At 60.2% G+C, this 14,256-nt stretch carries 11 protein-coding genes; 1 reads left to right on the top strand and 10 read right to left on the bottom strand.

What is annotated here, in order from left to right; all coding sequences use genetic code 11:
* Positions 1-65: 65 nt before the first annotated feature.
* From ACSQ36_RS36025 to ACSQ36_RS36070, 10 genes are all read right to left on the bottom strand, one after another.
* Complete coding sequence (locus ACSQ36_RS36025; RefSeq protein ID WP_436185774.1) at positions 66-1,037, bottom strand: LysR family transcriptional regulator; 972 nt, start codon at positions 1,035-1,037, stop codon at positions 66-68.
* Between the two features lie 328 nt (positions 1,038-1,365).
* Complete coding sequence (locus tag ACSQ36_RS36030) at positions 1,366-2,007, bottom strand: hypothetical protein (RefSeq protein WP_436185775.1); 642 nt, start codon at positions 2,005-2,007, stop codon at positions 1,366-1,368.
* 49 nt (positions 2,008-2,056) lie between these two features.
* Complete coding sequence (locus ACSQ36_RS36035; protein ID WP_436185776.1) at positions 2,057-3,451, bottom strand: selenium-binding family protein; 1,395 nt, start codon at positions 3,449-3,451, stop codon at positions 2,057-2,059.
* Positions 3,452-4,165: 714 nt separating this feature from the next.
* A complete protein-coding gene (locus tag ACSQ36_RS36040) occupies positions 4,166-5,095 on the bottom strand; it encodes a Gfo/Idh/MocA family protein (RefSeq protein ID WP_436185777.1) in 930 nt (309 codons plus the stop codon).
* Between the two features lie 64 nt (positions 5,096-5,159).
* On the bottom strand, positions 5,160-6,902 hold the full coding sequence (locus ACSQ36_RS36045) for an IlvD/Edd family dehydratase (protein WP_436185778.1): 1,743 nt from the start codon (positions 6,900-6,902) through the stop codon (positions 5,160-5,162).
* A gap of 205 nt (positions 6,903-7,107) precedes the next feature.
* Positions 7,108-8,202, bottom strand: a complete 1,095-nt coding sequence (yjfF, locus tag ACSQ36_RS36050; protein WP_436185779.1) for a galactofuranose ABC transporter, permease protein YjfF — start codon at positions 8,200-8,202, stop codon at positions 7,108-7,110.
* Positions 8,199-9,236: an ABC transporter permease gene (locus ACSQ36_RS36055; RefSeq protein ID WP_436185780.1), complete on the bottom strand. Its 1,038-nt coding sequence runs from the start codon at positions 9,234-9,236 to the stop codon at positions 8,199-8,201. The genes yjfF and ACSQ36_RS36055 overlap by 4 nt, the downstream gene beginning before the upstream one ends.
* Positions 9,233-10,747 carry a sugar ABC transporter ATP-binding protein gene (locus ACSQ36_RS36060; protein WP_436185781.1) on the bottom strand — a complete coding sequence of 505 codons (1,515 nt, stop codon included), beginning with the start codon at positions 10,745-10,747 and terminating at the stop codon, positions 9,233-9,235. The genes ACSQ36_RS36055 and ACSQ36_RS36060 overlap by 4 nt, the downstream gene beginning before the upstream one ends.
* A gap of 108 nt (positions 10,748-10,855) precedes the next feature.
* Entirely contained in the window at positions 10,856-11,824 is a 969-nt protein-coding gene (locus tag ACSQ36_RS36065) for an ABC transporter substrate-binding protein (protein WP_436185782.1), read from the bottom strand.
* Between the two features lie 263 nt (positions 11,825-12,087).
* Positions 12,088-13,002 (bottom strand): LysR family transcriptional regulator, encoded by a 915-nt coding sequence (locus ACSQ36_RS36070; RefSeq protein WP_436185783.1) that lies wholly within the window; start codon positions 13,000-13,002, stop codon positions 12,088-12,090.
* Between the two features lie 112 nt (positions 13,003-13,114).
* Here ACSQ36_RS36070 and ACSQ36_RS36075 point away from each other — a divergent pair, with 112 nt between their 5' ends.
* On the top strand, positions 13,115-13,936 hold the full coding sequence (locus tag ACSQ36_RS36075; protein WP_436185784.1) for an SDR family oxidoreductase: 822 nt from the start codon (positions 13,115-13,117) through the stop codon (positions 13,934-13,936).
* Positions 13,937-14,256 lie beyond the last annotated feature (320 nt).

A 14,256-nucleotide genomic window follows, 5' to 3' on the forward strand; every position in this document is an offset into this window, starting at 1 on the left:
CGTGAATGGTGGATCGACCTGCAATATAACTTAAGGGCCTGCGCGTGCCTTGTTGCGCACAGGCCCTAAGCGATGGCATCTTGCCGCGCGCCATACACTTCGAGCGCGGCATCGTGCAGCGCCCGAAGCACAACGGTTGCCGCCGGTGACAATAATTGCGTCTGCCGCGTGATAATGCCGAATGCATCCATGCGGCAGGGCAGTTTAATAGCCAGCCGTTTGAGCGTGCCGAATTCCTCGTATTGCCGGGCGACCTCTTCGGGCATCACAGTGAGCATGTCGCTCTGCAGCAAAATGCCGGAGATGGCGAGGATGTTGTTGGTATTCACCACATTCTGCGGCGAACTGAGGCCGATCTGCGAAAACACCATATCAAATCTGTGCCGCAGCACGCTACCGGGAGGATGCAGAACCCAGCCTGCGTTGACAATGTCGTGCATGGTCAAGCCGGTCGCCTGTTCGAGCGGATGCCCGGGGCGCACGACCACGCAAAGCGGTTCCTCGGCAATAGGCTCGTATCGCACCGTGTCCTTGAACTGGCCCTGTCGCTCGAGTACGCGGCCGATCATGATGTCGAGGTGGCCCTCTGCAACCAGCGGCAGCATTACGTCTGAAGTCTCAACCTGCAGCCATATCTGCAATTGCGGATAAAGCGCCTTCACGCGCGCGATGGCAAGCGGCACCATGGTTGCGGTGGCTGCGGCAATCGCGCCAATCTGCACCTGACCCACGAGTCCCGCGCGCAACGCGGAGATCTCGTCGTGCGCCTGGCTCAGATTCGAGAGCACCATGCGCGCGTGCCGGATCATCACTTCACCGTACAGCGTAGCGTGCATCCCGTAAGGCGTGCGGTCGAAAAGCCGCACCTCCAGCACGTCCTCCAGTTCCTTCAATAAACGCGATGCAGCTGGTTGTGTCATGCCGAGGACATCGGCAGCGCGGCGGACATTGCCTTCTTCTTCCATGGCCGCGAGCAGCATCAACTGCCGCGTCTTGAGGCGCGCGCGCACGAACCAGTTCGAGGAGCTTTGAGCCATTGCCCTGTGCCTATGCGTGAATTGAAACGACACTGAAAGCTTTTTTGCTTACTGGATATGCGGGCGTTTTTTTCATTGTCGTTTTCGCTCAGTGACAAAACGGTTGTGGTTCCGGGAAGGCGCGAATGCTCTATAGGGATAGGGCGAAACCCGCAGTGAAGACGCGTCTCGCAGGCCGTGGACGTCAATCGTAGCCGATCGTGGCTGTCAGACAAGCTCGCTACGCAAGCCGCATTATCGCCGCTTGGCAGCCGTCGCCCGGTTTGGCGCACGAGTGAGAAATGACAGGCGCTTGCCGAAGCCGGGCGAGCAATCCGGCGTTCGGTTGCTAAGCCGTGGCGATCAGCAATACGCCGGTGCCCGCGAGCCCGATGGTCCAGAGCCTGTCGAAGTTGATCCAGCCGCGCCTGAGCACGCCCACGCCCAGCCAGTCGTATACCAGCAGAGCGATGGCGCCGGTCACGAGCAAGGTGGTCAGCGTATGCAGGCCGACGGCGGCGAGCGAGACCAGCAAGGGCCCGGATGATTGGCCTGCCACGGACCCGCACAATGGGATCAGCGCTGGAATCAGCATGAGACCTGCGCCGTGCGCGGTCGCCATCAGGAACGACCAGAGGACGAGGCCGACAAAACCGGTTGTCATGCCAACACGCACGCGGTGCCGGTGTCCGTAGCGAACCTGATACACCGCCCACGCGACGAGCAGGACGCCACTCGCGATGCGGATAAGATGGCTGTCAACCACCATCCCTGTGGTGAGCACGAGCGCGGCGACTATACCGATAGAGAGTGCGTGGCCCAGTGCCATTGGCGGGATCGCGAGCAGGACGGCCAGCCGGCTACGCCGATGCAGACCGAGGGCGACCGCGAACAGCCAGCCCATGGCGGGGTTGATTCCATGAAAGACGCCGAGCCCTGCAATGGCGAGCCACTCCCATGCGTGGCCCGTCCCCGCCCATGCCATGTTCATGATGTGCCCGGCGTGAGCGCTTCGCGAGAGCCGCGGCTCGCGGATAACGTCACGGATAACAATACGAGTCCGACGAGCAATCGCCGCCCTCGAGCCGCACCTGATGTGGCCGGTGCGTGGAAGGCCACTCAACCAGGAAGCGCGGATCGAATTCAATACCGCCTTCGGGCGACGCATCGAGTTTCACCATCCAGCCGTTGAGACCATCGGGATAAAACTGGTCGTCGATAGCGCCGTATAGCGAATTGGTGAAATACACGCGGCGGCCGTCGCGGCTGACCTCGACCATCTGCGGTCCGCCGTTCAGGGGGCGCCCGGCCGCCTTCGGATGTGATTCGCGCGATACGATGCCGCCGATCCTCACCGTCCCGGTGAGTTTCGGCGCGAACGGATCGGACACGTCGTATTGCCGCAAGTCGCCGGTTCCCCAGCACGCGACGTAGAGAAATCGGTCGTCCATCGACAGGTCGATGTCCGTAACGAGCGGAGGCACTGCGCCGAAACCTTTCAGCATGGGTGGCAACAGATCGGGGTTGGCGGGCTCGGCCGGAATCTCGATGATCTTCTTGACGGCCCAGGCGTCACCATCGCGATACCACGTCCAGATCGACGCGGATAAATCGTTCAGGCTGATTACGGAGTTGACGAAGCCGTATGCCTTGGTGGGATCGTGGGCCGGACGCAGTTCGAACACGAGCTGGTTTTCCGCGCCGAAATCGATTTCCTGTTTATGCTTGCGAGTATGCAGGTCCCAGAAATGCAGCTTGTGTCCGTATTGGCCGCCTAGCAGGATTTCCGGCACCAGGCCGTTTTCGAATGTAGCAGGCAAGCCCCATTCGCTTGTGACCAGGGTGTCGTGTCCGAGATGCCACCAGGCATCGTAGGAAAGTTGCTGAGGACCACGATCTATTTCCCATTGACCGCGAATATCGAAGGTTTCGTGGTCCATCAGGAAAATACCGCCCGGCGCTTCGCCCTGCGCGTTCCCCAATGCGGCCACATAAATTCCCTCGGGGCCGCAATGAACCGTATGGGGACGTGTGTAGCCCGCTTTCTCCGCGACTTCGCCTGGTTCCAGCACGCGTACTATTTTAGGGTTGCGCGGGTCCGCCTTGGTATCGAGGATATGGATTCTTGACGATCGCAAGCCGGGCACGACCAGATAACGACGTTCGGCGTGGGGGTGGGGTGCATTTGGGCATAAGCAGGAACTGCAGGCGTTCCAGCCGAAATGATGAAGCTCGTCGCCCGTGTTGGGCATTGCAACATTGCTGATCAGTTGCGAATAGCTGGCCGACGCGGGGTCCACGTCTATAACCGCGATGGCGTCTGGAACCTGTCGTGTTGGATCGAAGCTTGCGACGTACGCGATGGTTTCGTGCGGGGCTTTCATGGCCATCCGCGGGGAGGGATAGAACGTTGGATCCGGTGTCCAATTTGCCATGCCATTTCTCCAGGGAACGTTTTTCCCTGGTGGCCTGGTAGAGGCCGCTCCAAGGATTACCCGCAGACCTACCGGGCAAATATACCTTGTTTCCGGCAATTTAATTGCACGGGCGCGTTAGCGCCGAAAGCTTGTTTTCTTCTAAGCGAATATCGCGTAGCGATATAAAGACGGGCTACCTAACGGGCTCCGGCCACGGGTAAACGAGAGGGTATGTCTCCCAGGTGAGTTGCGAATCGTGAGTTCGTTTGCACGCGGTCAGAGCAATCCTCTGGCAGGACGGGTCCCAAAGTATGGAGGCGGCAAATGGTGCTTGCCCGAGAGCGTACGGGGCGAAGCGTGTTCATGTCAGGATTCGCGAGAAGGAGGGTTTCACACATCCGTGGTTCTGGCGAGCACCGTGCTTTTGGGGCACCTATGAATGAAAACTGCACGCTGTGGACACTTAGGGTAGCGTGTTTTGAAAGCGTTTTCTTTGCTTCGTTTCTTTGTCGCTTTGGACAAAGAAATGACGTGCCGCCACGCACAGTGGCTAACAGTGATAAAGAGAAAATCCGACTCACGCAGACTGCTAAGGCCGAAAGCAGCAACCCGGCACTGACCCCGACCGCTGCCCCCAGAACCTGGCAACCCGGCACTGACCCCGACCGCTACCCCCAGAACCCAACACCCCCGGCATAGACCCCTGACCACCGCCCGCGAACAAACCCCTCCCTACCCCTCGAATTTCTCAACCTCACGCCGGCCGCCAAGCAGCATCGCATCGGCAACATGCTGAAGCGGACTGACATCGACATCGCTTGAACCGGTCGAGATCAACTCGAAGAATCGATCATAAAGACTCGGATATTCCCTCTCCCGTCCGATGTCCTTCACCTCCCCGTCGATCTTTAAAAACTTCCCGCCCTGAGCTAGATGCAACACACCATCGCGGGTGGTCACTTCAATCTGCCACAATTCTTCCGGACCAAATCGCCAGTCGAATTCCGCCCGGATTGGCGTGCCAAGCGCGTCGCTGAAATCAAGGTTCGCGGCAATCGGATTGTGCCGGTTTGCCGGAACAAACAACTCCGCTGACTTGAGGAAAAACGCATGCGGCAAGATACGCGTGATGATGGATAACGCGTTGATACCCGGGTCGAATACACCGAGGCCGCCCGGTTGCCAGATCCACTCCTGACCTGGATGCCAGCGGCGCACATCTTCTTTCCACAGGACGTTCACTGCCGTAATCTCTTTACCGGCCAACCACGCACGCGCGGTTTCAACACCCGGAGCATGACGGGAATGCCACGACGCAAACAAGGTGCATCGATTTTGCTGCGCCAAGGAAGCGAGCACGGTAACTTCGGTCACGCTCGCACCCGGCGGTTTCTCCAGCATCACATGCTTGCCCGCTTCAAGCGCCGCGCGCGCCTGGGAGAAACGGACTTGCGGCGGCGCACACAACGACACGGCTTGCAAAAGCGGCTCCGCCGCCAGCATGTCTTCGACATTCTGATAATTGTGGACCCCATCGATCCGCGCATTCCGGCTCGCCCCTGCAATGAGTTTGAACCCGGAATGACCGGCGATAGCGGGTAAATGCTGATCGCGAGCGATCTTGCCGACGCCGGCAATGCCTATCGCAACTTGTTCTGTCATGGTTGGACCTTAAAGAAAGCTTCGTTGATGTGGTACGTAACGGTAGTGCGTGCAACGTGCCGGATTAATGCGAATGCCGCGGCACATCGGCACCTCGGCATCCTACGAGAAAATCGAAATCGCAGCCTTGGTCGGCTTGCAGGACGTGATCGACATACAGCTTTCTATACCCGCTCGTATCCGCAATCGCAACTGTTTGCACTTCGGCCCAATTAGCGAGACGGGAGGTGAGTTCCGCATCGCTGACGTCAAGGTGCAGCGTTCCGCCAAGGCAATCCAGTTCGATCCAGTCGCCTTCCTTCACCACCGCCAGCGGACCGCCGGCACGCGCTTCGGGCGCAACGTGCAGCACCACCGTGCCATAGGCCGTGCCGCTCATGCGCGCGTCCGAGATCCGCACCATGTCGGTTACGCCTTGCGCCAGCATCTTCGGCGGCAAGCCCATGTTGCCGACTTCTGCCATACCCGGATAGCCCTTCGGTCCGCAGTTCTTCAACACGAGAACAGAGTCGGCCGTCACATCCAGTTCGGGGTCTCCGATGCGGGCCTTGTAGTCATCGAAGTTTTCAAACACGACCGCGCGGCCACGATGCTTGAGTAACGCCGCCGTCGCCGCTGACGGTTTGACCACCGCGCCATTGGGTGCGAGATTGCCGCGCACGATGCATAGGCCGCCATCAGGAACGAGGGGATTGTCGAGTGGACGAATGACCTCTTCGTCGTAGATAGGCGCTTCTTTCACGTTCTCCCATAACGAATGGCCGTTCGCCGTCAGCGCATCGGGATGGGGCAGCAAGCCTGCTTCGCCCAGGCGCCGGATCACGCCGGGCAAGCCGCCCGCATAATAGAACTCCTCCATCAGGAAGCGCCCCGATGGTTGCAGATCGACAAGCGTAGGTGTGCCGCGGCCAATGCGCGTCCAGTCATCGAGTTCCAGATTCACGCCAATGCGCCCAGCGATTGCCTTCAAATGAATCGCTGCATTCGTCGATCCACCAATCGCCGCGTTCACGCGAATCGCGTTTTCGAAGGCTTCTTTCGTCAGGAGTTTCGAGAGCCGGACATCCTGCTGCGCCATCTCCACAATGCGCATGCCCGACATATGCGCAAGCACGTAGCGCCTGGAATCCACGGCCGGAATGGCCGCATTGTGCGGCAGCGTAACGCCAAGTGCTTCGGCCATGCAGGCCATGGTGGATGCGGTACCCATGGTGTTGCACGTGCCGGCCGAGCGCGACATGCCCGCTTCCGCCGACATGAATTCGTGCAGCGTGATCTTGCCGGCCTTCACTTGCTCGCTAAGCTGCCAGACCACCGTGCCCGAGCCGATATCGCGGCCATGATGTTTGCCGTTGAGCATCGGGCCACCGCTTACCGCAATGGCCGGCACGTCGCAACTCGCTGCGCCCATCAACAACGCGGGCGTGGTTTTATCGCAGCCGACAAGCAGCACGACGGCATCGACCGGATTGCCCCGGATCGATTCCTCCACGTCCATGCTGGCGAGATTGCGTGTGAACATGGCGGTCGGGCGAAGGTTCGATTCGCCGTTTGAGAACACGGGGAATTCGACCGGGAATCCGCCGGCTTCGAACACCCCGCGCTTCACATGCTCGGCGAGCTTCCTGAAATGCGCGTTGCAAGGCGTGAGTTCTGACCACGTATTGCAAATGCCGATGATCGGCTTGCCCTGGAATTCATGATCAGGAATGCCCTGGTTTTTCATCCAGCTTCGGTACATGAAACCGTTCTTGTCGGCTGTGCCGAACCATTGGGCGGAGCGCAGCGGGCGTTTTGCGTCTGACATCGATTTTTCCTTACCGTTTGCTATTCGTTTGCTATTTCAAGGCTTCATTTGCACGAACGCGCCTCCCGTTCGAGACCTGTTTGGTGATTCGCCAAACGCGCTGACCTATCCCTTTTATAGAGCATGCAGAGCAGTCGTGCTGTCTTACATGTCTTACTGATCTCAACGAGAGCGGCGGCTGCGAGCGCGGTTTGGGGGGGGCGCGTTAACTTCTGGATCCAAGCGCAACGGGATCGGCTTTGTTCGCCGCATCGTGTTGCCGTGCCGCATCTCGCCGCTTTAGCGTCGACCCCGCTCGTTCACCCGATGCCGTCCCATCCGATTTGCGCCTCGCCGCATGCCGTTCGATCACACGCTGCAACAGGCAGAACGCGCATAGGAGGGCTCCTATCACGATGCGGGTCCACCACGAGCTCAGCGTGCCATCGAACGTAATAAGCGTCTGGATGGTCCCGAGAATGCCCACGCCGAAGACCGACCCGATCACGTAACCAACCCCACCCGTGAGCAGGGTTCCACCAATGACCGTGGCGGCGATGGCATCGAGTTCCATGCCCTGGCCTTGCAAGCCATAGCCTGAGAGCACATACAGCGTGAACACCACGCCGCCCAGCGCCGAGCAGAAGCCGCTCAATGCATACACGCCGACCTTCGTGCGCGCCACTGGCAGCCCCATCAGCAACGCGGAACGTTCGTTGCCGCCGACCGCATAGACGTTGCGCCCGAAACGCGTGAAGTGCGCGACGAAGATGGCGAGCAGAAGCGTTGCGATGGCGATCAGGCCACCGGCCGTGAGCGACGCGCCGCGAATATCGATGTGAAAGCCCGACAGCGCGTGAAAGCTAGGGTCGTTAATGGTGATCGACTGCGTGGTGATCAGGAAACACGTGCCGCGCGCGAGGAACATACCCGCCAGCGTGACAATGAACGGCTGCAGTTTGAAGAAGTGGATCAGCGCGCCCATCGCTGCGCCATACAACGCGCCCAGCATGAGCACGAGCGGCACGATCACCCATATCGACCAGTGCAGATGTTCAGCGAATACGGCGCAGAGAATGGTCGTCAGTGCGACGACCGATCCCACCGACAGGTCGATGCCGCCCGATACGATCACAAACGTCATGCCAATTGCGACGATCAACAGGAATGCGTTGTCGACGAGCAGGCCGAGCAACACTTGCAGCGAGAAGAATCCGGTGTACATCACGGAGCCGAAGCTGAAGAGCGCGATGAACAAAACGATGGTGACGACGATCGGCAACGTACGCGGATCGACCAGGCGGTCGAGAAGGTTCCTCATTTTGCTGCCTCGGCAAGGGGCTTTTTCAGGGCGTAGGAAAGGACGCGTTTCAGTTGCCGCATGATGATCGTGCGGGCAGTGGCCGACTGGATCACGCTGACCACCAGCACCACCGCTGCCTTCACGACGAGCGTTGCTTCAGGCGGAACGCCGATGGAGTACGTGGTGTAGGTCAACGTCTGGATGATCAACGCGCCGAGCACGGTGCCCGCGAGGCTGAACTTCCCGCCGAGCAGCGACGTGCCGCCGAGCGTGACGGCGAGGATCGCATCGAGTTCGAGCAACAGTCCGGCGTTGTTGCCGTCGGCGCTGCGCACGTTGGAGCTGATCAGAATGCCTGCTATAGCCGCCGTCAGCCCGGAGAAGGTATAGACCCCGAACACGATTGCGCTTGCGCGCAAGCCGACCAGTTTCGTGGCCACTGGATTGATACCGATCGCACGGATGAACATGCCAATCGCGGTGCGATTCATGAGTAGCGCGGTTGCGGCAATCGCACCGGCCGCGACCCACACGGAACACGGCATGCGGGCCAGATAACCGCCACCGACCATGAGATATCCGGGTGCGCCGATCGGGATGATCTGGCCACCCGTGAGCAACTGCGCGACGCCGCGGCCGGCCACCATCAGGATCAGCGTCGCGATGATCGGCTGCATGCCGACGAACGCCACCAGCACGCCATTCCACATGCCGGCGAGCACGCCCACTGCGAGCGCGGCGGCGAGTGCTTCACTGACTCGCGAGGGATCGTCGGCGAGGATGCTGGCGGCTGCTGCGCCGGCGATTGCAACGACTGCGCCGACGGAAATATCAATGCCTCGCGTTGCGATCACGAGCGTCATGCCGAGCGAGACGAGCACGAGCGGCGCGGCACGATTGAGGATATCGATAGGTGCGCCGAACCAGTGGCCGTCGAGCACCGTGATTGAGAGGAAGTGCGCGTTCTGGCTCAGGTCGAGCAGGATCAGCAGCACGAGCGTGAGGGCCGGCCATACGAGAGGATGTTGCAAAGCGGCTTTGATGCGGTTCATCGGCTGCCTCCCGCAATGAGTCTGTACACCTGATCTTCCGACGCCGCGTGTCCCTCGACCTCCGCCACCTTGCGCCGGTCGCGCAGCACTGCAATCCGATGGCTCACGCGCACGACCTCGCTCACCTCGGAAGAGATGAAGACAATGGCGAGCCCTTTCGCGCACAGCGCCAGCACGCGATCCATGATTTCGAATTTCGCCGCGACGTCGATGCCGCGCGTGGGTTCATCGAGGATCAGCATCTTGGGTTCCGTCGCAAGCCAGCGCGCGAGCAGGACCTTCTGCTGGTTCCCGCCCGAGAGAAGTCCGATTGGCTGTTCGGCATCGGGCGCCTTGATGCCCAGTCGCTCGATATAGTCATCCGCTATCTGGCGTTGTTTTGCGTTGCGTATAACGCGCCACCAGCCGCGTTGCACCTGCAGCGCGAGAATGATGTTCTCTCGTATGGAAAGATCCGCGACGATGCCTTCCTTCTTCCGGTCCTCCGGGCAATACCCGATGCCGCGGCGCACTGCATCACGAGGAGAACGAAGCTTTACCGGCTTACCGTCGATAGACATGGCGCCCACGTCCGCCCGCTCCGCGCCGAACAGGAGCCGGGCAGTTTCGGTGCGGCCGGAACCGAGCAAGCCGGCCAGCCCGAGGATCTGGCCGGGCTGTACGTCGATATCAACGGGATTCATGACGCCGCGTCTGCCTACACCGCGCATTTCGAAGAACGGCGGCACAGCGGCCTTGTGCGCGGGCGGTTCGTCAGCCGCACGCTTCAGGCGCTCGGTCATGCGTTCATGGCCCACCATCTTTGAAACGAGCAGTTCCACCGGCAAGTCGCGGGCGAGATATTCACCCTCGCGTTCGCCATTACGCATGACCGTGATGCGGTCCGATATCGCGTAGGTCTGCTCAAGAAAGTGCGTGACGAACAGGATCGCCATGCCCGATTGCTTGAGCGTGCGTAGCACGTCGAAGAGCCTTGCGACTTCGCCGTCGTCAAGGCTTGAGGTGGGTTCATCGAGGATCAGCACGCGCGCATCCACCGAGACCGCGCGTGCGATTGCCACCATCTGCTGCACGGCGATCGGATAGGTATCGAGTGATTTGGTCACATCCAGGAAGACGTTCAGCTCGGCGAGCGCCGCTTCGGCCCGTGCATGAATGGTCTTCCAGTCGATGGCACCATGCTTCTTCGGCTGCCTTCCGGCGAACACGTTTTCAGCGACGGACAGATTCGGGCACAGGTTCACTTCCTGATAAAGCGTCCTGATTCCAGCCGCTTCCGCGTGAAGCGGGGTGGCGAAATTGACGGTTTCGCCGCCAAGCCGTATCTCGCCGGCATCGTGTGCATGGACACCGGTGAGTACGTTGATGAGCGTCGATTTGCCGGCACCGTTCTGGCCCATCAGCGTATGAATCTCTCCGGGAAACAAACTGAAGTCCACGTTCTGCAATGCCTTGACGCCTGGGAACGACTTGGAGATGCCAATGGTTTCAAGAATGGGCGAGCCGGTCATGAACGAAGGCCGAAAAGGGAGGTTGAAAGTGCGCAACGAGTCCGCCGTTGTTGCGCCTTATGTGACGGACTCGCGTTTGTCAGATGTTTTCTCCGCAACCGCGGCGGCTCAGTACTTGCGCTGTGGCAAGACCTGCGCTGCAACGCTCATCGGGAAAATGGTTTCATCGGTCACGATGCGCTTGGGCAAAGTTTTTCCCGCCTTCACCTCCTTGACCGCCGTCATGAGTTGCGGTCCGAGCAGCGGACTGCATTCCACGTCGACGTTGATCTTGCCCGCGACCATGGCTTCGAAGCCGCCCTTGGTGGCGTCGAACGAGACCACGCTCACATCGCGGCCGGGCTTCACGCCGGCTTCTTCCATCGCCTGGATTGCCCCGAGCGCCATGTCGTCGTTATGGGCGTAGACCACGTTGATCTGCTTGCCGTAGGTCTTGATGAAGGCTTCCATGACCTGCTTGCCGCCCGCGAGCGTGAAGTCGCCGCTTTGCGACGCGATGACCTTGAACTTCGGATCGTTCTTGATCACTTCCAGCAGCCCGGCGCGACGATCGTTGGCGGGCGCTGAGCCGACCGTGCCCTGCAACTCGGCGATGTTGATGGGACCGGCGTCGTTCTTGTAGCGCTCTTCGAGCCATCTGCCTGCGCGGCGGCCTTCTTCGAGGAAGTCCGAGCCGATCATGGTCACGTACAGCGATGTGTCTTTAACATCGATATTGCGGTCAGTGAGAATCACCGGGATCCCGGCGTTTTTCGCTTCGATGAGTACCGGTTCCCAACCGGATTCCACGACCGGGGAGAACGCGATCACATCGACTTTCTGCGCGATATAAGAGCGGATCGCCTTGATCTGGTTTTCCTGCTTTTGCTGGGCATCGGAGAATTTCAGATTGATGCCGGCGTCTTTAGCCGCGCTTTTGACAGAAACGGTATTGGCCGTGCGCCAGGCGCTTTCCGCGCCGACCTGTGAGAAACCCAGGGTGATCTTGCTGTCATCGGCGTGGGCGGTCAGGTTTGCGCCCAGTAATAGCGCAGCACCAAGCAGCGCACCAATGGCTGCGCGTCGAGCATGTCTCATGGTTGTCTCCGATTGTTTGTGTTTATGTTCGGTACTGCCGCGCTTATCCGTGCTTATGCGTTTTTGCGCGGTCAACTGGTTCAGGTCGTACCGGAATGAAGCGTAGCGCCAGGGTTCATGGCGGTCCAATCAGTTATTTGGTATTTGCGATACCAGAATTGGTATGGCGGAGGGGAGTTGTCAGCGCGGGCGGATTGCCGGAATGAGCTAGTCTCGTTGAAGCGGCCGCCCCGGTGGCGGTAAGGGACTCCAGCGCTGGAAAGTCAGTCAGGCGTATCAGGATCGGACGCCGTGCACTCGCGAATGAGGTCGATGAACGCGCGCAATCCCGCCGGCACATGCCTGTGCCCGGGGTAGTACAAACAAAGCCCGGGTGCACGCTCGGACCAGTCGTCGAGCACGCTGACGAGGCGGCCGGCGGCGATGTGATCGGCCACCGCCCACTGGCTCATCCATGCAAGGCCGACGCCGTGAAACGCGGCGTCGAGCATCAGATGCGGGCTGTCGAGCGTCAGTGCGCCCGGTACCTCCATATCGATGCGCTCGCCGTGTTGCCCGAACGTCCACTTGTAAGGCGCGCCGCCCGGCAGGCGGGCGCGAATGCATTCATGCGCGCGCAAGTCGTCGGGCACCATCGGCTTGGTGCGATCGGCAAAATACGCCGGCGCGCCCACCACCAGGAAGCGCACCGCCGCACTGCAAGGCACGGCGATCATGTCTTGCGGCACGTGGCCGATCTGCCGGACCCCGGCATCGAAACCTTCCGCGACGATGTCGACCATCCGCGCGTCCGTCACTATGTCGAGCTTCATGTCGGGATAACGCCGCAGGAATTCGTAGCCGACAGGGTTCATCAGCCGCAGCGCCGCGCCTTCTGACGCGTTGATGCGCAATGTGCCCGTCAGTGTTGCGCGATGCGTGTTGGCCTCATCCATTGCGGCGGAGATTTCGCGCAGTGCGGGACCGATGCGCGCGAGAAACTGCTCGCCGGCTTCGGTCAGCGATACGCTGCGCGTAGTGCGATGAAACAAGCGCACGCCCATGCGCTGTTCGAGCGCGGCGACCGCGTGACTCAGCGCCGATGGCGACATGCCGAGTTCTTTCGCGGCGCCGCGAAAGCTGCGGTGTGCCGCAACCGACGCCACCGATGTCAGTTCGGATAACGCTGTCTTGTTCATTGTTCCATTGTTCGATTACTTGCATTAACCCATGCGATATTGTGCGTATTGTCGCATCGATCATGGGTTGTTACCTTGTCCGCATGTCATCAACGGTCAGGGAAACAGAACCATGAGCAAGACGATTTTGATTACTGGCGCGTCGTCGGGTATTGGCCGGGCGAGCACGGCGTTGTTTGCCGCGAAGGGTTGGAACGTGGTCGCGACGATGCGTCATCCCGACGCGTCGCTTGAGGCGGACAATCTGCTGGTCGAGAAGCTGGATGTGCAGGACGTCGACAGTATTCAATACGCCGTCGATGCCGGCATCGCGCGCTTTGGCGCGATCGATGTGTTGCTCAACAACGCCGGCTATGGTCAATATGGGTTGTTCGAGGCGCTGTCGCGGGAAGACATCCAGACGCAGTTCGACGTCAACGTGTTCGGCGTGATGAACGTCACGCGCGCGGTCCTGCCGCATTTCCGGGCGCGCAAGTCCGGTGTGATCGTGAACGTCGGGTCGGGGGCGGGCATTTTCACGCTGCCGATGATCTCGCTCTACTGCGCGAGCAAGTTCGCACTGGAGGGCTTCTCTGAAGCGTTGTCGTATGAACTGGCGTCGCAAGGTATCGGCGTGAAGCTCGTTGATCCGCACGGGGGCGTGACGAGCACGCGGTTTAACGAGCGGTCGGCGCAAAGCGCGGCGAGCAGCCATGCGTTGAAGGACTATGACAATTTTGTCGGCCGAACGAGGGAGGCTTTCGCCAATCTCGCGGCGGCGAGCAATATCACGGCGGAAGAGGTGGCGCACGTCATTCACGGTGCGGCGACCGATGGTACTGACCGCTTGCGCTACCTTGTTGGTGATGATGCGCGCGGCTTTATCAGGGCCCGCCGCAACCTGGATGATCAGGACTATATCGGGTTCATGCGGGCGCGGTTTCCTTCTGTATGAGGTTTGGGGCGGCGGGGTTGGGGTGGCGTGAGGGGGAGGTCTGCTGGCGCTCGTGGTTCTGGGTTTATGCCGGGGTAGTCGGTTCTGGGGTTAGTGGTCGGGGTCAATGCTGGGTTGCTGCTTTCGGCCGTGGTGGTCTGCGAGAGTCGGATTTTCTCTTTATCACTGTTAGCCACTGTGCGTGGCGGCACGTCATTTCTTTGTCCAAAGCGACAAAGAAACGAAGCAAAGAAAACGCTTTCAACCACGCTACCCTAAGTGTCCACAGCGTGCAGTTTTGATTCATAGGTGCCCCAAAAGCACGGTGCTCGCCAGAGCGA

The sequence above is a fragment of the Caballeronia sp. LjRoot34 genome, assembly GCF_964253815.1.
In the GTDB taxonomy this organism is placed as follows: domain Bacteria; phylum Pseudomonadota; class Gammaproteobacteria; order Burkholderiales; family Burkholderiaceae; genus Caballeronia.